We start from the raw sequence: 19,291 nt of genomic DNA, 5'->3' as shown, positions 1-19,291 counted from the left end.
CGACACCGTGCTCGAGCGCGCCTTACTGCTGCGCGCGGGCGGCGTCGATGATGTCGACGACGAAGACCAGGGTCTCCCCGGCAAGCTCGTGGGTGCTGGATCCGGTGTCGCCGTAGCCGCACGCGGGCGGCATGGCGACCACGACGGTCGATCCCACGGTCTGCCCCTCCAGCGCGCGCTGGAAGCCGCTCACGACACCGAGGGTGGAGAAGGTCGCGGGCTCGCCGCGCTCCCAGCTCGAGTCGAAGACGGTTCCGTCGCTCCACTTCACGCCGGTGTAGTCCACTGTGACGTTGTCACCGGGCTCCACCACGGCGCCGTCACCCTCCTCGAGAACCTCGAGCTGGACCTCGGTCGGCGGCTCGGCATCCGCGATGGTGATCGTCGGGACGCCCTCGCCGTCGAACTCCACGGTCGGGAAGTCGGGGCCGGGCTCGGCCACCGCGCACCACTCGTCGGCGGGGGTCACGCCCAGCACGTCGATGACGTAGACCTGACCGGCGGAGGCGCCGGTCGTGTCGGGCACCGTCACCACGACGCGCGAGCCTTCGGTGGCGCATCCGAAGTAGAAGTCCGCGCCGGAACCGAGGGTGATCGGCATGGCGGGGAGGGCCGCACCGCCGAAGCCGCCTTCCTGCAGGCTCTCTCCGGTCGCGGCGTCGAAGACGGCGAGCGCGTACGAGACGTAGTCGCCGTCGGAGATCGCGGCGCCGTCGCCCTCCACCAGCACCTCGCGCTCCGCGCTGGTGAACTCCAGCGGTGCCTCGAACGTCGCGGTCGCGCTCTCGCCGACCTCGCCGTCCACCGTGATCGAGCTGACGACGTCGCCCGTCGGTGCCGCGACGGCGCATAGGTCACCGGCTGCGGCCTCGGTGGCCGTCGGAGTCGCCTCGGGTGCGCCGCCGGCGCATCCCGTGAGGACGAGGGCCGTCAGAGCGGCGAAGGACAGAGCGGCAAGCGGGCGGAAGCGCACGGAGAAGACCTCGGAAGTTGAGAACGGGAGTGTTCATCTTCCCGCACTTTTTCTTTGTCTGTGCTGGGAGTACGGGCATTCCCCCGTGAGAATGCGATCCGGAGTACCCTCGTCGGGTGACATCGGACCCGGCAGCCACTCCCGAGGACGACTCTCAGACCTCCGCGTCCACCGCGGACGCGACGCCGGACTCGGCGCGGAAGATGGGGGCGACGTACGCGATCGGCCGGTTCGCGATCTCCACCCTCGGTCGCCTGGTCTACCGTCCGCGGGTGGAGGGTGGAGACCTGGTGCCCCGCCACGGTCCCGTGATCTTCGCGAGCAACCACCTGTCGTTCCTCGACTCGATCGCCATCCCCGTCGCCGCCCCGCGCCCGGTGCACTTCCTCGCCAAGTCGAGCTACTTCGAAAGCGCCGGATCCCGCTGGTTCTTCACCTCGATCGGGGCGATCCCCGTCCAGCGCGGCGCGGGCCAGGCGGCCCTCGACGCCCTCGACCAGCAGCGCCGCATCCTTCAGGAGGGACGCGCCGTGGCGCTGTACCCCGAGGGCACGCGGTCCCTGGACGGCCGGCTGTACAAGGGGCGCACCGGCGTCGCCTTCCTCGCACTCCAGACCGGTGCTCCCGTCGTCCCGGTGGGTCTCATCGGAACGGATGCGGTCATGCCGGTGGGCGCGAAGATGCCCTCTCTGCGCCACCGCGTGACGGTGAAGTTCGGCGCACCGCTGGACCTGTCCCACCACGGTCCCGCGACGTCGGGTCGTGCGCGACGGGGTGCGACCGACGAGATCATGGCCGCGATCCACGCGCTCTCCGGACAGGAGCTCGCCGGCGCCTACAACGAGGTGCCCGCACAGAACCCGATCGAGCGCATCAAGCAGGTGCTGCCGCACGAGCGGCTCTGACGGCGTCAGTCCGCGCGGACGATGACGGTCGGCTCGTGCCGCACCGGGAAGTTCACCGAGTTGGCGATGAAGCACCAGGCGTGCGCCTGGTCGTGGAGGGATTGCGCAGCCTCGCGCATGGACTCCGCCGCCACCGTCACGCGTGGCCGGAGGACGACCTCGCGGAACGCGCCTCCCCCGCGTCCGTCCTCGACCATGAGCCCGCTCGCGTCGTCCTCGTACCCGAGGACGACGACGCCTCCGCCGACGCACGCGTGGAGGTACGACAGCAGGTGGCACTCGCTGAGCGCCGCCAGCAGCAGGTCTTCGGGGTTCCAGCGGGTGGGATCGCCTCGGAACGGCTTGTCGGCGGATGCCGGCAGGTCTGGCTTGCCGGGGGCCATCAGCGTCACCGAGCGGTCGTAATCGCGGTATCCGGACGTGCCCGAGCCGCGATCTCCGGTCCAGATCGCCCGGACGGAGTATCGATGCTCGCCGAACATGAGCACAGTCTGTCATGGGGGTGCCGAACGTCCCGGCGGTAGGCTGGTGCGGTGCCGCAGACCTTCTCCGCAGCCGACGCCGTCGAGCTCGCCCTCGTGGAACGTAGCGGCTTCGTCGAGTCCCGCCATGTGGGTGTCGCCGTGATGCTCGCCCCCGATGGCACGGTCCGCGACCGTCTCGGCGACGTCGATGCGCCGATCCTCCCCCGGTCGAGCCTCAAGCCCCTCCAGGCTCTGGCCTTCCTCGCGGCGGGCGCACCGCTGGACGGCGAGCGCCTGGGACTCGCGACGGCCAGCCACTCCGGCACCGATCGGCACGTGGCGGTCGTCCGCGACATCCTCGACGCCGCGGGCCTCGGCGAAGACGCCCTCCAGTGCCCCCCGGCCTGGCCCGGCGACACCGCCACGCGCGACGAACTCGTGCGCGAGCGGCTCGCACCGGCCCGCATCCGGATGAACTGCTCCGGGAAGCACGCCGCGATGCTGCTCACGTGCGCCGTCAACGGGTGGGACACCGCCACCTACCTCGACCCGGCTCATCCGCTGCAGGCTCAGATCCGCGAGACGGCGGAGAGGCTTCTCGGTGAGAAGGTCGGCGGCGTCGCCGTCGACGGCTGCGGCGCGCCGGTGTACCCCGTCTCGCTGACGGCGCTCGCGCGTGCGATCCACCGCATCGGCACGGCGTCACCGTCGTCGCCGTTCGCCCTGCACCGCAGCGCCGGGGCGCTGGTCGCGGCGGTCCGCAGCCATCCCTGGACGATCGACGGCCCCGACCGGCCCGACACCGTCGCCATCGAGCGCCTCGGCGTGTTCGCCAAGACGGGCGCCGAAGGGGTTCTCGTGATGGTCGCCCCCGACGGGACGACGGTGGCGTTGAAGATCCTCGACGGGAACGGTCGCGCGGCGACCGCCGTCGCGCTCCGCCTCCTCGAACGCGCCGGGGCCCTCGCGCCCGCGGACGTCGCCGAGACGATGACCAGACTCTCGCTGTCGCTCAGCGGCGGCGATCGCACCGTCGGGGCCATCCGCCCCGCGTTCTAGAGGCGCTCCGATCCGGAGCCCGAGCGCTCCAACGGCGGAGCGGAAAGGATCGCACGATGAGGATCAGCGTCCCCACCGAGGTCAAGAACAACGAGTATCGGGTGGCTCTCACCCCGTCGGGCGTGCACGATCTCGTCGCCGCCGGCCACGAGGTCATCGTGCAGACCGGCGCCGGCGCCGGCTCCTCGATGCCGGATGCCGAGTACCGCGAGGCCGGTGGCACGCTCCTCGACGATGCCGCCGAGGTCTGGGCCCGCGCGGAGCTGCTGCTGAAGGTGAAGGAGCCGATCGCGAGCGAGTACGGCTACTTCCGTGACGACCTCGTGCTCTTCACCTATCTGCACCTCGCCGCGGACCGTCCTCTCACCGAACGACTGGTCGCGGACGGTGTGACGGCCATCGCCTACGAGACGGTCCAGGTCGCCGGCGGGGGTCTGCCCCTCCTCGCACCCATGAGCGAGGTCGCCGGGAGGCTCGCGCCCATGGTGGGCGCGTCGACGCTGATGCGCTCCGCCGGGGGCCGCGGCCTGCTCATGTCGGGTGTGCCCGGAACGCGCCCGGCCACGGTGACGGTCATCGGCGGCGGTGTCGCGGGAGCGAACGCCGCGGTGATCGCGGCCGGCATGGGCGCCGATGTGACCGTCTTCGACACCAACATCCCGCGTCTGCGGCATCTCGACGACCACTTCCAGGGGCGTGTGAAGACCGCGGCCTCGAATCCGCTGGACCTCGATCGCGCCGTCGTCGCGTCCGACCTCGTGATCGGCTCCGTCCTCATCCCGGGCGCGAAAGCGCCGAAGCTCGTCACCAACGAGATGGTGTCGCGGATGCGCCCCGGCTCGGTGCTCGTGGACATCGCCGTCGATCAGGGCGGCTGTTTCGAGGACACGCGCCCGACGACCCACGCCGACCCGACCTTCGCGGTCCACGACACGGTGTTCTACTGCGTCGCGAACATGCCCGGTGCGGTGCCGAACACCTCCACCTCCGCCCTCACCAACGCCACGCTCCCCTACATCCGCCAGATCGCCCGTCGCGGCTGGCGCGAGGCGCTGCGCGCCGACACCGCGCTGGCGTCGGGGCTCAACACCCACGGCGGGCACGTGGTCAATCCCGGTGTCGCCGCCGCGCACGACCTGCCCGCGGGCGACCTCGCCGACGCCCTCGCCTGAGTCACGCCGGCCCGCGCCCACACCCCGGGCGCGGGCCGAACTCCTCCGATCCGGCCCCCACCGCCCCGAACCCGGGGCCACCCCCGGCGTGCCGCCGCGAAACGGAGGAGTTACGCACGCCGCGTCGCCCCGACCGCCGGACGCGCGGGTGTCAGGCGAGTCCGCCGTCGACGGAGCGCGCCGCGGCGGCGGTGTCGTCCGGCACCATCACCGGGGTCTCCCGGTTCAGGCTCTCGCCGCGGAAGAACCGCTTCGAGCGCGGGAAGAGGAACCACAGCACCATCAGCACCACACCGAGGGCGAGCGACCCCACCCCGAGCACGAAGGTCCCCCCGATGCCGAAGAGCACCGTGTAGCCGTAATCCACATCGAACATGTCGATCGCGGACTGGACGAACGCGTACGTGAGCATGAGCGCGCCGAGGAGCGGCAGCACGAGCCGGTAGACGATGTTGCGTCCCGAGGTGAAGAGTTCGCGGCGGAAGTACCAGACGCACGCATAGCCGGTGATGGCGTAGTAGAAGGCGATCGCGAGCCCCAGCGACAGGATCGAATCCTGCAGGATGTTGTCGCTGATCAGGGTCATGCCGATGTAGTAGACCGACGCGACCACGCCCATCACGAGGGTGGAGAACGACGGCGTCTTGTACCGCGGATGCACGGTCTTGAACCGCTCCGGAAGCGCCCGGTAGACGCCCATCGCAAGTGTGCCGCGCGCCGTGGGAAGGATGGTGGTCTGCGTCGAGGAGACGGCGGAGATCAGAACGGCGACCACGAGCACCCACCCGACCGGGCCGAGCAGTCCGTCCTTGATGGCGAGGAAGAAGTCATCGGCGTTCGCCTCGTTCCCCAGTCCCGTCCCGGTGTCGCCGAGCCCGGCGTACATCATCGCCGCGACGGTGACCGAGACGTAGGTGAACAGCAGCAGGACGCACGTGAGGAGGGCGGCGAGACCAGGGATGCGCTTCGGGTCCTTCGTCTCCTCGTTGAGGGCGAGGCAGGTGTCCCACCCCCAGTAGATGAACAGCGCCAGCAGGATCGCCTCGGTGAAGCCGGACCACTCCTCGAAGGCGAAGGGGTTGAACCAGTCCCAGGCGAACGGTGTGGCTCCCGGGGCGGAGCCCGCGAAGTACTGCCACAGGGCGGCGACGACGAAGATCGCCAGCGCCAGGTACTGGATGGCGAGAAGGATGTTCTGCACGCGCTCCCCGATCTCCACACCTCGCCAGCTGATCCAGGTCATGAGGGCGATGAACACGACACCGGTGGCGGTGACGAGCGGGACGTTGTCGGAGAGGAGGGCGTCGTCGCCCGAGCCGATGATGCCGTCGACGAGCGCCCAGAAGTAGATGCCGCCGATCTGCGCGAGATTGGCGAGCACCACCATTCCGGCCACGGCCACACCCCACCCGCCCATCCAACCCACCCAGGGACCGAAGGCCTTGGTGCCCCAGGTGAAGGTGGTCCCGCAATCGGGGACGGCGTTGTTCAGCTCGCGGTAGGCGAAGGCGATGAAGAGCATCGGGACGAACGCGACGACGAAGGCGATCGGCGCCTGCGCGCCCACCGCGAGGACGACGAACCCGAGGGTCGCCACCAGGGAGTACACCGGCGCCGTGGAGGCGAGGCCGATGACGGTGGATCCCCACAGACCGAGCGTTCCCGCGGCCAGTCCCTTGCCGTCCGGCCGTTCGAGTCTGATCGGGGTGGTGGACATGACTGCGACGCTAGGGGCCGGGCGGACGGGGGTCAAGCATCGCGAGCGACACGATCCGCCCGGGAATCCGCGGCCGGGAGGACGATACGCACGGGATCGGCGCCCGAGCGCATCAGCCAGCCCCGCGGAGCGCCCGCGCGGCAGAACGGCGGGGGCTCGCGGAAGCCGGTGAGCAGGCGCACCTCCGCCGCGCACGACGCGTCGATCACGAGGTCGTTCTCGACGCGCGCGCGGGTGAGCAGCGGCCACTTCCGCTGCCACTCGTCCGGCTCGCCGATCGCGACGAGCCGCTCCCCGGGCGCGAGGACGGGTTCGGCATCCGCCACCCCCACGATGATCGCGCCCGCGCGTTCCCAGCACTCCAGCGCGGCGCGGACCGCCGGCGTGCGCCGGGCGACGAGGCCCGTGAAAGGGGCCTCCGGGAACCAGGCCTCGGCGGCGGTCACGAGACCGACGGCCCCCGGCGCGGCCCGAGGCAGCGCGATCTGGACCCGCACGTCGTCGAGTCGCCCTCGGCCCGCCGGCGCCCGTGCGACATGATGCGCGGGGTCGCCGCCCGCGGCGACGTGATCCGCGCGCGAGGGCAGGCTCAGCAGCAGTCGCCGGTGGAAGAGCTCGGCGGTCCGCGCCGCAGCACCGGTGACCCGCTGCATACTCGCCACGATCAGGATGCCGCGCTCCCGTGCCGCGCGGATGGCGTCCTCCACGGCCTCGACGAAGGCGCGGGCATAGTCGCCCGGGAAGCGGCCGACAAGACCGTCGAGGTCGTCGACGACGACGACCGTCCCGCGCGGCGGCGGCGCCCATCGCCACGTCGCGAACAGGTCCCACGCGGCCTCGGTGTCCGCCGGAACGACCACGGGCGGCTCCGGGGCGCTGTCCCGTGCCCGATCCGCGACGAGGTGCAGCGCGGTGCTCTTCCCCGCGCGCGGGCCGCCGACGACGAGAAGGCTGCCGTCGGCCACCGATACGGATGCCGGTCCCTGGTGCTGCCGGTCCGGTTCGTCGGCAAGTCCGAGCACGACGGTTCCCGGATCGTCCCCATCGGGGAGATCCTGCGCTCGGAGGTCGCTCGGGAGGTCCGGTAGCCACGGCCGGCGCGGCCGCGTCTCGCCCCGCGCGACGATGGCGGTGGCGTCGTCCGGTTGGGACAGCGCGATCCGCACCCGCTGCGGTTCGGCGTCGGCGGCCCTGCGGATCAGGGCCAGCCCCGCCGCCGCGCGGTCTCCGGGAAGCTCCGCAGCGTCGGGGGTGCCCAGGAGGAGGCGGCTGTCGGCGGCATCGGTGACCCGGAGGCTCATCCGCAGCGGGCAGTTCGCGAGGAGGCTGTCACGGATGACCCCGGATGCTCGCTGCGTGCCGAGGATCAGGTGGATCCCGAGCGCACGCCCGCGGGCGGCGAGATCCGAGAAGAGGGCGTTCAGCTCGGGGTGTTCGGCCAGGACGGCGGCGAACTCATCGATCACCACGACGAGACGCGGCAGCTGCACCCGCGCGTCGGCGATGTCCCGCGCACCGGACTGCGCGAGCGCGCCTTCCCGCCACCGGACTTCCGCACGCAGGCTCTCGAACGCCCGCCGCGCTCCGTCGCCGTCGAGGTCCGTGATGACCCCGGTCACGTGCGGCACATCGGCGAGCGCATCGAAGGCGGTCCCGCCTTTGAAATCCGCCAGGAGGAAACTGACCTGCGCGGTGGTGTGCGCGGACGCGAGCGCGAGGACCCAGGTGATCAGCAGCTCGCTCTTGCCGGCACCGGTGACACCGGTGACCACCGCGTGCGGTCCGTCGCGGACGAGGTCGATCGTCACCGTCCCCTGCGCGTCGCGTCCGATCGCGGCGGGGAGCGTGCCGGGGGCAGGCTGCGGAGCGTCGGACACGAGCTCCGCGAGGGCCACCGGCCCGGCCCCGGCCAGGACGTCCCGGAGGGAGACGCGCGCCCGCTCGGACAGGGCATCCCCGACGGCCCTTGCCTGTGCGGCGGACAGCGCCTCGATCGCGAGGGCCCCCACGGCGCCGGCGTGATCCACCCGGGCGCGGGTCGGTGCCTCCACGTCCACGGTGACCGCGCATCCGAGCGGAGCGGGCTCTCCCGCTCCCCGGCGTGCGAGGACGATGTCGGCGGTGCCGTCCGCGCGTTCGCCCGGCGCGAGGAGCATGAGCCGCACACCCGAGGTGGCCCGACGGTGCGGGAGGTGTTCCGCCCAGGCGAGATCGGCGTCGAGGGCTCCCACGATCCGGAGTTCTCCGGGCGGGAGCGCGAGGCACAGCTGCAGGGCCAGCGCGCGCTGGACACCGCGCGCGAGGACAGGCGCCCCGGAGACCACGACACCCGCCCGGGCCGGGACGACCAGCGGAGCGTCGCTGAGCCGTGCCGCCCGCGCGCGGAGGGCGAGGGAGTCCGGATCTCCCTCGCCTCCGCTCATGCGCACCCCCGACTCCACGTCACCCGATCCGAGCACGAGCAGCTCGCCCCGCTCCGTCCGCGATCGCCACACCTCGCCGTCCCGGTCGAGGTAGGACGCGACATCCGGATGCTGCGACCGGCGGTGCCGGCGCTCGATCTCGTGCCGCCGCGCGACGCGTTCGGCGAGGGCGACGCGCTGCGCGTCGGCCTCGATCCGATGGCGCCGCCGATCCCGTCGCGCCGTGCGCGCCGCGTCCCCCGCGGTGGCGAGGGCCACCAGCGGCCCGAGAGCCGCCAGCCACAGGGAGAGGATGGATCCGGTGACCAGCCACAGCGCCACCGCCCCGATGACCGGCACCGTCGCGGCGACGATCGGGATCGGGGGGCGCGGCGGGGCCGCCCATGCCGCCGGCAGGACGAGCGCATCGTCGTGCGGCGGGTCCTGCGACTCGCGTGGGTCGGATGTCGGCGCGGAGGAAGGGCGTCTCACACCGGCGAGTCAACTCCGGCGCAGCCTCGGTGGCGCACCGGAATATCCGATCTGTGGACGAGCGGGGTCAGTCCGCGGCTGGGGAGGAGGGGGCGACGTCGAGGACGACGATGGTGATGTTGTCGCGTCCGCCGTTCTCGAGCGCGGCGTCCATCATCGCCGACACCGCGGCCGCGGGATCGGCGTTCTCGGTGAGGAAATGCCGGATCCCGTAGTCGGTCAGTTCCTTCGTGAGACCGTCCGAGCAGATCACGAATCGGTCCCCGGACACGACGTCCAGACGCACGTAATCGGGCACGACCCCGTCGCTCGGACCCACGGCGCGCGTGATGACATTGCCGTAGGGGTGGTTCTCCGCCTCCTCGGGGCTCAATCGCCCGGCGGCGATGAGCTCCTGGACCACGGAGTGGTCGGTGGTGATCTGCACGATCGCGTCATCGCGGAGGAGGTAGACCCGGGAATCCCCGATGTTCAGGGTCACCCAGTGCGCTTCGTCCCCGCTGGTCTCGAGGTAGACGCCGGTCACCGTCGTCCCGGTGCCCTCGTCGGTGGCCTCGGGGTGGGAGGCGATGTCCTTGACGGCGCGGGCGAGGGCCTTCTCGATGGTCTTCGGCGAGACCGTCCCCGCGTCGACCGTCTCGTGCAGGCGGGTGATGGCGCTGGCGCTGGCGATCTCGCCGCCGACGTGACCGCCCATCCCGTCCGCGACGACGAAGAGCGGGAACTCCGCGAAGACGGCGTCCTGGTTCACCTCGCGGCGGCGCCCGGTGTGGGTCATCGCCGCCCACGACAGGTGAAGTTCTCCACCCGGGACACGCACGGTCCGCGAGCGGGTCGAGACATCGAGCACGCTCAGTTCCTCTCCGCGAGCCGGTTCGCCGCGATCCGGCGTTCACGGCGTTCTCACATCCTAAGGGGTCAGGGCCGATCCGCTTCCGTCGGGGCGGCGGCGAGTGCCGCCTCCTCGACCGCGTCCACCCCCGCGCCGGCATCCGGCGCCGCCTCGAACTGCGCGTCGTAGAGGCGCCGGTAGGCGCCACCGGCACGCAGAAGCGTCTCGTGCGTACCCTGTTCGACGATCGCGCCCGCTTCCATCACCAGGATGAGGTCGGCGTCGCGGATCGTCGACAGACGGTGGGCGATCACGAACGACGTGCGATCCGCGCGCAGCCGGGACATCGCACGCTGGATGAGGAGTTCCGTGCGCGTGTCGACCGAGGAGGTCGCCTCGTCGAGGATCAGCAGACGCGGATCGGCGAGGAACGCACGGGCGATCGTGACGAGCTGCCGCTCCCCCGCCGAGAGGTTGGTCGCGTCGTCGTCGAGGACGGTGTCGTACCCCTCGGGCAGCGCGTGGACGAAGCGGTCGACGTAGGCGGCGCGGGCGGCCGCCAGGATCTCCTCCTCGGTCGCGTCCGGTCGACCGTAGGCGATGTTCTCGCGGATGGTCCCGGCGAACAGCCACGTGTCCTGCAGCACCATGCCGGTGCGCCGACGAAGGTCCGCCCGCGACATTCGTCTGATGTCCACCGCATCCCCGGATGCCGCGTCCAGGGTGATCCGACCGGTGTCGACGTCGTAGAAGCGCATGACGAGGTTGACCAGGGTGGTCTTCCCCGCTCCGGTCGGTCCCACGATCGCGACCGTCCCCCCGCTCTCGGCGACGAGCGAGAGCCCGTGGATGAGGGGCGTGTCCGCGACGTAACGGAAGGAAACGTCCTCGAAGGCGAGCCGGCCGGCATCCGGCGGCAGGGTCGGGGCCGCGTCGTCGTCGGGGGTCTCCTCCTCCTCGTCCAGGAACTCGAACACCCGCTCCGCGCTCGCGACCCCGGACTGCAGCAGATTCGCCATCGAACCGAGCTGGCTGAGGGGCTGGGTGAACTGCCGCGAGTACTGGATGAACGCCTGCACCGCGCCGATCGACAGCATTCCGCCCGCGACCTGGAGGCCGCCGACCACCGCGATGGCGACGTAGACGAGGTTCCCGATGAACATCATCGAGGGCATGATGATGCCCGAGACGAACTGCGCTCCGAAGCTCGCCCGGTAGAGCTCCTCGTTCTCCGCGCGGAAGTCCGCCTCGACGGCCTTCTGACGCCCGAACACCTTCACCACCGCGTGGCCGGAGAAGGTCTCCTCGACCCGCGCGTTCAGGATGCCGGTGTTCTTCCACTGCGCCGCGAACAGACGCTGCGAGCGCCGCGCCACGAGGACGGTGATGCCGATGGTGAGGGGGATCGTCACGAGGGCGATCAGCGCCAGAAGGGGCGAGATGACGAACATCATCACCATCACGCCGACGACGGTGAGCAGCGACGTCACGACCTGGGACACCGTCTGCTGCATGCTCTGCCCGATGTTGTCCACGTCGTTCGTCACGCGGCTGAGCAGCTCACCGCGCTGCATCCGATCGAAGGTGCGCAGCGGCAGCCGGTGCACCTTGTGCTCCACCTGCATCCGGAGCCGGTGCATGGCGCGCTGGACGATGCCGTTGAGCAGCCGAGCCTGGAGCCACGCGAACACGCTGCCGAGGACGTAGACGGTCAGGACCATCAGGAGGATGGCCCCGAGGGCGGCGAAGTCGACTCCCGCGCCGGGGGTGAAGCTCATCGCGGAGATCATGTCGGCCTGCTCCTGCTGCCCCGCGGCGACGAGGGAGTCCACGACCTCCTGTTCGCTCGTACCCGCGGGGAACTGCAGGGAGATGAAGCCGGCGAAGACGATGTTCGTGCCGTCACCGAGCATCTTCGGTCCCAGCACCGTCAGCCCCACCGACAGGATGCCGAACAGGACGACCGCGATGAGTCCGGCCCGCTCGGGGCGGAGCGTGCCCAGGAGACGCCGCGCACTCGGGCCGAAGCTGCGGGCCTTCTCGATCGGCGCCGCACCGCGCCCCATCGGACCGCCGAACGGCCCCCGGGCGGGTGCGCGGCCGGGCTGTGCGCCGCTCATGCCGAGGCCTCCGCCGACAGCTGGGAGTCGACGATCTCGCGATACGTGTCGTTGTCCGCCACGAGCTCGTCGTGGGTTCCGATCCCGACGACGACGCCGTGGTCGAGGACGACGATCTGGTCGGCGCCGCGGATGGTCGACACGCGCTGTGCGACGACCAGGCGAGTCGCGCCCGGCAGGTGCGCGTCGAGGGCGGCGCGGAGGGCGGCATCCGTCCGCAGATCGAGGGCGGAGAACGAGTCGTCGAAGATGTAGATCGGCGGCCGCTTCACCAGCGCCCGGGCGATCGCGAGTCGCTGGCGCTGACCGCCGGACACATTCGACCCGCCCTGCGCGATGGGGGCGTCCAGACCCTCGGGAAGCGCCTCGACGAAGTCGCGCGCCTGAGCGATCTCCAACGCACGCCACAGCTCGCCGTCATCGGCGGTCGCGTCGCCGTAGAGGAGGTTGGAGCGCACGGTGCCCGAGAACAGGAACGCGCGCTGCTGGACGAGGCCGATGCGCTCCCACAGGGCGTCGGGATCGACGTCGCGGACATCCACCCCGTCCACCCGCACGCTCCCCGCCGTCGCGTCGAACAGACGCGGCACCAACCCGATCAGGGTCGTCTTGCCCGCCCCCGTCGATCCGACGACGGCCGTCGTGGTCCCGGGCTCCACACGGAACGAGATCCCCCGCAGCACCGGGTCCTCCGCACCGGGGTAGGAGAAGTCCATGCCGTCGAACTCGATGAGACCCCGAGCGGCGGGCATCGGGACCGGTCGCTCGGCGACCACCACGGAGGGCGGCGTGTCCAGGACCTCGCCGATGCGCGAGCCGGAGACCGCCGCGCGCGGGATCATGACCAACATGAAAGTCGCCATCATGACGCCCATCAGGATCTGCATGAGATAGGTGAGGAATGCGAACAGCGTTCCGATCTCCGTCTCCCCCTGCTGGATCTGGAACGCCCCGAACCAGATCACCGCGACGCTGGAGACGTTCATCACGAGCATGACCACCGGGAACATCAGCGCCATGAGATTGCCCGCGCGCAACGCGGCCTCCTGCACCGCGTCGCTCGCCGTGGTGAAGCGCGCGGTCTCCTCGCGTTCGCGGACGAAGGCGCGGACGACGCGGATGCCGGTCAGCTGTTCGCGCATGATCTGGTTGATCCGGTCGATGCGCTTCTGCATCACGGTGAAGGCGGGGACCATCCGCACCACGATGAGGACGACGGCGAGGACGAGGACGGGGATGGACACCGCCATCAGCCAGGAGAGCCCGGGATCGAGTCGGATCGCCATGATCACGCCGCCGATGGCGAGCATCGGGGCCGAGACCATGAGGGTGGAGGCCGTCTGCACGAGCATCTGGACCTGCTGGACGTCGTTGGTGTTGCGGGTGATCAGCGAGGCGGGGCCGAATCTGCCCACCTCGCGCTGCGAGAAGGCGACCACCCGGTGGAAGAGGTCCGCGCGGAGATCCCGGCCGAGGCCCATGGCCAGCCGGGAGCCGAAATACACCGCGATGATCGCGCAGACGATCTGCACGCCCGTCACTCCGAGCATCACCAGGCCGGTGGACCAGATCACGGGGATGTCGCCCACGACCACACCGCGATCGATGATCTCGGCGTTGAGGGTGGGCAGCAGCAGCGCCGCGATGGACTGCGCCAGTTGGAACACCACGACCGCCACGATGAGCGGCCAGGCGGGGCGGAGGTACCGCACCAGGAGGGTGCCGAGCATTCTGTCTCCTTCGACGGCGCGTCAGACCCGCGCACCGGGGTCTTCGGGAAGCGGGAAGAGCGCGTCGATCGTCGCGAGGTCCGCCGGGGTCGGCGTCCACGCGGTCCCGGCCGCCGCGTTCGCGCGCACCTGCTCCGGTCGCGTGGCCCCCGCGATCACGCTGGAGAGCGCGGGGCGCGCGAGCAGCCATCCGAAGGTCGCCTCGAGCATCGAGATGTCCCGTTCGCGGCAGAACGCGTCCAGGGCCTCGAGCGCCTCCCACGGCGCGTCCCGCCAGATGTGCGGTCGCTGACGCATGATCCGCGAATCCTCCGGGGCGTGGTCGCGCGTGAAGCCGCCCGCGAGGAGGCCGTTGTGCAGGGGGAAGTAGGGCAGGAAGCCCAGACCGTAGCGCTCGACGGCGGGGAGCACCTCGCGCTCTGCGGCGCGGGCGAGGAGACTGTAGTGGTTCTGCGCCGAGATGAAGGGCACGTCTCCGCGGCGCTCGGCGATGTGGGCCGCATCCGCGATCTGCCACCCGGCGAGGTTGGAATGGCCGGTGTAGCGGATCTTCCCCTCGCGCACGAGATCGTCGAGGGCGTCGAGGGTCTCCTCGACGGGCGTCAGGGGATCCGGGGTGTGCAGCTGGTAGAGATCGATCCACTCCGTCTGAAGCCGGATGAGCGAGGCCTCGACCGCGCGTCGGATATAGGAGCGGGATGCCTTCCCCGCCGACACCCCGTAGCCCATGTCGCGCCCGCTGTGGCCGAACTTCGTCGCGAGGACGACCTGGTCGCGGCGTCCCCGCAGGGCGTGACCCATGAGCGTCTCGGACTGCCCGGGCTCTCCCCCGTACATGTCGGCTGTGTCGAGGAAGGTGACCCCTGATTCGAGCGCGGCGTCGAGGACTGCGCGGGTGCCCTCGAGCGTCTCGGTGGGCGTCCCGGGGCGGCCGAAGTTGTTGCAGCCGAGCCCGACGACCGAGACGAGGAGGCCGGAGGCGCCCAGGCGCCGGTGCGGGAGCGGAGAGGTCATCCCCTCACGCTAGACCTCCGCGCGGACACCCGAGGACGAAGCCCCCGGATCCGCGCGGATTCGGGGGCTTCGTCGGCGATCAGGCCTGGGGCGGCTGACCGGGCGCAGGAGGCTGCGTCGTCGGCGGCTGACCGCCCGCGGGCGGCCCGGCCGGCGGGGCGGCCGGCGGGGCGGCCGGCGGAGCCGCGGGCGGCGTGTAGCCGGCGGGCGGACCCTGCGGGGCGGGCGGCGGTGCGTAGCCGGTCGTCGCGGGGTTCGCGGGGTACCCCCCGGCGGGCGCCTGGGCGGGGATGCCGGCCCACGTGGTCTTGTCGGACAGGAAGCCGTTATTCGCCCAGGGCGCGGCGGGGATCGCCGTGTTCCAGCGCGACTTGTCGAAGGCGTTGATGCCGAGCCACACGATGCTGAGGAAGAAGAAGAGGATCAGCCAGACCGCTTCCTTCTGCAGCTTCAGCCCCACGCGCCAGGCCGCCATGAGGATGACCAGCGCCGGAAGGATCAGCACGAGCTGACCGATCACCGGAATCCAGCCGAGGAGCACCGACGCGCCGATGGCGATCAGGAACAGCCACGGGCTGAGGTCACCGAGCTTGGAGAACACCATCCAGTTGTAGACCGGGATCCAGGCGCGCCACTTCCCCTGCACGCCCGCTTTGTCGAAGATCTTCATGAGGAAGATCGAGCCGATGATGTAGCCCGCGATCGCGAAGATGAAGGCGATGAACACGAACGCGGCATAGAAGGCGAGGATGCCTCCGTCACTGCCATATGGATCCATGAGCGTCCTCCCAAGAACGACTATCGGCGTTCTACGCCGTCGGGGCCCCCGGCCCCGCACGCCACATGCTAGCGGTGCGGACGCGCCCGCTACAGGACATGACGCGCGCGAACGCGCGGATCAGGGCGTCGGATGCCGGGCGACGAGCAGGATCTCCCCGCCGACGTCCTCGCGCGCGTCCCAGCCGGCCTCCTCGGCCCAGGCGAGGAAGTCCCCGCGTGAACGCACCCGCGGGCGCGACTGAGCGAGGTCGCGCACCAGCTCGCCCTTCGTCCGCTTGTTGAAGTGGTTCAACGCCCGGACGACGCCGTCGGGGCCCGCGGAGACGACACGGACGTACGCGGAGGGCACCTCGGCGGGGACGGGACCGAGCCCGACGTACGCCTGCGACCGCAGGTCGAGGAGGAAGCGGGGAGCCGACATCGCGATCGCGGTGGAAACGGCATCCGCCCACACGCGCTTCAGCGGCGCGAGCCCGGGAAGGGCCGCTGAAGCACCGAGCCGGTACGCCGGGATCGGGTCGAGAGCACCGACGGGTCCGAACGGTGCGGAATGGATCTGCACGTGCACGCCGAGCCACCGACGTGCCGCGACGGGCAGTGACGCGGCGTCGAGCGCGTCGAAGAGGACACCGGTGTAACGGTCGACGGCCGGCATCGTCGGCGCCGAGCCGAGCTCCGCGTTCCGCGGGATGTCATCCAGCTGGCGCGGGCCGAGGCCGAGGACCGCGGCGGCGCGCTCGGCATCCGCGGACAGCGCGATGAGGGCCTCCGCGACGGCGGTGCGCTGCGGCAGAAGCCCCGGGTGCGCCCAGTCCGCGGGCCGCATGGATGCACCCCGCCCGCCGGATCGCTTGGTCTCGGACGGGGGCAAAAGGATCAGCATGGCATCCGTGGGGTCGAGGGTGAATGACGAACCGGCCGAGCACCCGGGTGGGGCTCGGCCGGTTCGGCGCGATGTGTGCGCGGGTCGATCAGGAGATCAGCGCGGCGTTTCCGGCGACGATGGTGAGCTGGTTGCCCTCCATCGAGAGGAAGCCGTCCTGCGCGTTGGCGATGATCTTCGATCCCGAGCTCTGCGTGATGCGCACCTGGCCTTCGGCGAGGATCGCCAGGACGGGCTCGTGACCGGGCATGAAGCCGATCTCTCCCTCGACGGTCTTGGCCACGACGAGCGAGGCCTCCCCCGTCCAGACCTCCGCGTCGGCGGAGACGAGACTCACCTTCAGCGGCATGATCAGCCGTTCTCCTTCTGGATCTGCGCCCACTTGGCCTCGACGTCGCCGATGCCGCCGACGTTGAAGAAGGCCTGCTCGGCGACGTGGTCGAAGTCGCCCTTGACGATCGCGTCGAACGACTCGATGGTCTCCTTGATCGGGACCGTGGAGCCCTCCACGCCGGTGAACTTCTTCGCCATGTAGGTGTTCTGAGAGAGGAACTGCTGGATGCGACGCGCACGCGACACGACGATCTTGTCCTCTTCGGAAAGCTCGTCGACACCCAGGATCGCGATGATCTCCTGCAGCTCCTTGTTCTTCTGCAGGATCTGCTTCACGGCGGTGGCCACGCGGTAGTGGTCCTCGCCGATGTAGCGCGGGTCGAGGATGCGGCTGGTCGAGGTGAGCGGGTCGATCGCGGGGTACAGACCCTTCGATGCGATCTCACGCGAGAGCTCGGTGGTCGCGTCGAGGTGCGCGAACGTGGTCGCCGGGGCGGGGTCGGTGTAGTCGTCCGCGGGGACATAGATCGCCTGCAGCGAGGTGATCGAGTGACCGCGCGTGGACGTGATGCGCTCCTGGAGCACACCCATCTCGTCCGCGAGGTTCGGCTGGTAACCCACCGCGGAGGGCATGCGGCCGAGGAGCGTGGAGACCTCGGAACCGGCCTGCGTGAAGCGGAAGATGTTGTCGATGAACAACAGCACGTCCTGCTTCTGCACGTCACGGAAGTACTCCGCCATCGTCAGGGCCGACAGGGCGACGCGCAGACGCGTTCCCGGCGGCTCGTCCATCTGGCCGAACACGAGGGCGGTCTTGTCGAAGACACCCGCTTCCTCCATCTCGCCGATGAGGTCGTTGCCCTCACGGGTGCGCTCGCCGACGCCGGCGAACACCGAGACACCACCGTGGTCCTGCGCCACGCGCTGGATCATCTCCTGGATGAGGACGGTCTTGCCGACACCGGCACCGCCGAAGAGGCCGATCTTCCCACCCTGGACGTACGGGGTGAGGAGGTCGATCGACTTGATGCCGGTCTCGAACATCTCGGTCTTCGACTCGAGCTGGTCGAAGTTCGGCGCCTGGCGGTGGATCGGCCAGCGCTCGGTGATCTCGACGGTCTCTCCGGGTGCGGCGTTGAGGATCTCGCCGGTGACGTTGAAGACCTTGCCCTTGGTGACGTCTCCCACGGGAACCGTGATCTGCTCGCCGGTGTCGCGCACCTCCTGGCCGCGGACGATGCCGTCGGTCGGCTTCAGGGCGATGGCACGCACGAGGTCGTCGCCGAGGTGCTGCGCGACCTCGAGGGTGATCTCCGAGGAGGTGTCCCCGATGACGATGGTGGTCTTGAGGGCGTTGTAGATCTCGGGGATCCCGTCGTGCGGGAACTCGATGTCCACGACGGGACCGGTGACACGGGCGACGCGGCCGACGACCGGGGCTTCCGTCTTCTCAGCGGTGAGGCTCATGGCTTCTTCTCTTTCGGTGTGGTCTGTGTGCGCGGAGGTCACTTGCCGGAGCCCAGGGCGTCGGCGCCGCCGACGATCTCGGCGATCTGCTGGGTGATCTCGGCCTGACGGGCGTTGTTGCGGAGGCGCGTGTAATCGGTGATGAGCTTGTCGGCGTTGTCGCTGGCCGACTTCATCGCCTTCTGCGTCGCGGCGTGCTTCGCCGCCGACGACTGGAGGAGGGCGTTGAACACGCGGCTCTGGATGTAGACCGGGAGCAGGGCGTCCAGGACGACCTCGGCATCGGGCTCGAACTCGTACAGCGGGTAGACCTGGGACGGCGCGCTGTCGTCGGCATCGACCACTTCCAGCGGCAGCAGGCGGACCTGCTCCGGCGACTGGGTCATCATGCTGACGAAACGGTTGTACACGAGGTGGATCTCGTCCACCCCACCGTCGTCGCCGCCGCGGGTGTACCCGTCCAGCAGGCTCGCCGCGATCTCCTCGGCGGTGTGGAAGTGCGGGGTGTCGGTGTCACCCGTCCACTCGGCCACGGCGGCCATCCGACGGAACTGGAAGTACCCGACCGCCTTCCGGCCGACGAGGTAGAACACCGGCTCCTTGCCCTGCTGACGCAGGAGTTCGGCCAGTTCGAGCCCTTCGCGGAGGATCTGCGAGTTGAACGCGCCGGCCAGACCCCGATCGGAGGTGAAGATCACCACGGCCGAACGCCGGATATTCTCCCGCTCCACCGTCAGCGGGTGGTCGACGTCGGAGTACGTCGCGACCGCCGAGACGGCGCGGGTCACCGCCGTCGCGAACGGCGAGGACGCGCGCACTCGCGCCATCGCCTTCTGGATGCGCGAGGCGGCGATGAGCTCCATCGCCTTGGTGATCTTCTTGGTCGTCTGAGCAGAAGCGATCTTCTGCTTGTAGACCCGCAGTTGTGCGCCCATGTCTGTGTCCTCG

General features: G+C 70.5%; 16 protein-coding genes. 3 read left to right on the top strand and 13 right to left on the bottom strand.

Translation table 11 applies throughout. The features are described from left to right. Positions 1–22: 22 nt before the first annotated feature. Positions 23–973: an FKBP-type peptidyl-prolyl cis-trans isomerase gene (locus AB0O93_RS12150; RefSeq protein WP_363343664.1), complete on the bottom strand. Its 951-nt coding sequence runs from the start codon at positions 971–973 to the stop codon at positions 23–25. A 203-nt stretch (positions 974–1,176) separates the two neighbouring features. Between AB0O93_RS12150 and AB0O93_RS12145 the strand changes: the two genes are divergently transcribed. Next, entirely contained in the window at positions 1,177–1,878 is a 702-nt protein-coding gene (locus tag AB0O93_RS12145; protein ID WP_363343864.1) for a lysophospholipid acyltransferase family protein, read from the top strand. Positions 1,879–1,883: 5 nt separating this feature from the next. Here the strand turns inward: AB0O93_RS12145 and AB0O93_RS12140 are convergent, their stop codons facing one another. Next, positions 1,884–2,360 (bottom strand): OsmC family protein, encoded by a 477-nt coding sequence (locus tag AB0O93_RS12140; protein WP_363343662.1) that lies wholly within the window; start codon positions 2,358–2,360, stop codon positions 1,884–1,886. Positions 2,361–2,411: 51 nt separating this feature from the next. Between AB0O93_RS12140 and AB0O93_RS12135 the strand changes: the two genes are divergently transcribed. Together AB0O93_RS12135 and ald are read left to right on the top strand one after the other, a co-directional pair. Further along, on the top strand, positions 2,412–3,401 hold the full coding sequence (locus AB0O93_RS12135; RefSeq protein ID WP_363343661.1) for an asparaginase: 990 nt from the start codon (positions 2,412–2,414) through the stop codon (positions 3,399–3,401). Between the two features lie 56 nt (positions 3,402–3,457). Then, complete coding sequence (gene ald, locus AB0O93_RS12130; RefSeq protein ID WP_363343660.1) at positions 3,458–4,573, top strand: alanine dehydrogenase; 1,116 nt, start codon at positions 3,458–3,460, stop codon at positions 4,571–4,573. A gap of 151 nt (positions 4,574–4,724) precedes the next feature. On the opposite strand, the gene AB0O93_RS12125 is transcribed toward ald, so the two are convergent. From AB0O93_RS12125 to AB0O93_RS12075, 11 genes are all read right to left on the bottom strand, one after another. Beyond that, on the bottom strand, positions 4,725–6,290 hold the full coding sequence (locus AB0O93_RS12125; protein ID WP_363343658.1) for an APC family permease: 1,566 nt from the start codon (positions 6,288–6,290) through the stop codon (positions 4,725–4,727). 32 nt (positions 6,291–6,322) lie between these two features. Beyond that, positions 6,323–9,184: an FtsK/SpoIIIE domain-containing protein gene (locus AB0O93_RS12120; RefSeq protein ID WP_363343656.1), complete on the bottom strand. Its 2,862-nt coding sequence runs from the start codon at positions 9,182–9,184 to the stop codon at positions 6,323–6,325. Between the two features lie 67 nt (positions 9,185–9,251). Further along, complete coding sequence (locus tag AB0O93_RS12115) at positions 9,252–10,034, bottom strand: PP2C family serine/threonine-protein phosphatase (RefSeq protein ID WP_053547615.1); 783 nt, start codon at positions 10,032–10,034, stop codon at positions 9,252–9,254. A gap of 68 nt (positions 10,035–10,102) precedes the next feature. Continuing rightward, positions 10,103–12,082 carry an ABC transporter ATP-binding protein gene (locus tag AB0O93_RS12110; protein ID WP_363343862.1) on the bottom strand — a complete coding sequence of 660 codons (1,980 nt, stop codon included), beginning with the start codon at positions 12,080–12,082 and terminating at the stop codon, positions 10,103–10,105. A gap of 50 nt (positions 12,083–12,132) precedes the next feature. After that, entirely contained in the window at positions 12,133–13,866 is a 1,734-nt protein-coding gene (locus AB0O93_RS12105) for an ABC transporter ATP-binding protein (RefSeq protein ID WP_363343654.1), read from the bottom strand. 21 nt (positions 13,867–13,887) lie between these two features. After that, on the bottom strand, positions 13,888–14,880 hold the full coding sequence (locus AB0O93_RS12100; RefSeq protein WP_363343652.1) for an aldo/keto reductase: 993 nt from the start codon (positions 14,878–14,880) through the stop codon (positions 13,888–13,890). Between the two features lie 79 nt (positions 14,881–14,959). Continuing rightward, on the bottom strand, positions 14,960–15,658 hold the full coding sequence (locus tag AB0O93_RS12095; protein ID WP_363343650.1) for a large exoprotein: 699 nt from the start codon (positions 15,656–15,658) through the stop codon (positions 14,960–14,962). Between the two features lie 120 nt (positions 15,659–15,778). Next, entirely contained in the window at positions 15,779–16,543 is a 765-nt protein-coding gene (yaaA, locus tag AB0O93_RS12090; protein ID WP_363343648.1) for a peroxide stress protein YaaA, read from the bottom strand. Positions 16,544–16,631: 88 nt separating this feature from the next. Beyond that, complete coding sequence (locus AB0O93_RS12085; protein ID WP_363343646.1) at positions 16,632–16,892, bottom strand: F0F1 ATP synthase subunit epsilon; 261 nt, start codon at positions 16,890–16,892, stop codon at positions 16,632–16,634. 2 nt (positions 16,893–16,894) lie between these two features. After that, the gene (atpD, locus tag AB0O93_RS12080; protein ID WP_363343644.1) at positions 16,895–18,343 is read right to left on the bottom strand and encodes a F0F1 ATP synthase subunit beta; all 1,449 of its coding nucleotides are present in this window, start codon (positions 18,341–18,343) and stop codon (positions 16,895–16,897) included. Between the two features lie 38 nt (positions 18,344–18,381). After that, positions 18,382–19,278: a F0F1 ATP synthase subunit gamma gene (locus AB0O93_RS12075; protein ID WP_363343642.1), complete on the bottom strand. Its 897-nt coding sequence runs from the start codon at positions 19,276–19,278 to the stop codon at positions 18,382–18,384. Positions 19,279–19,291 lie beyond the last annotated feature (13 nt).

The sequence above is a fragment of the Microbacterium sp. NPDC077184 genome, assembly GCF_040687055.1.
Lineage (GTDB): Bacteria > Actinomycetota > Actinomycetes > Actinomycetales > Microbacteriaceae > Microbacterium.
Note: the sequence above shows the minus strand (reverse complement) of the source record. Positions and strands in the feature narration are given on the sequence as shown.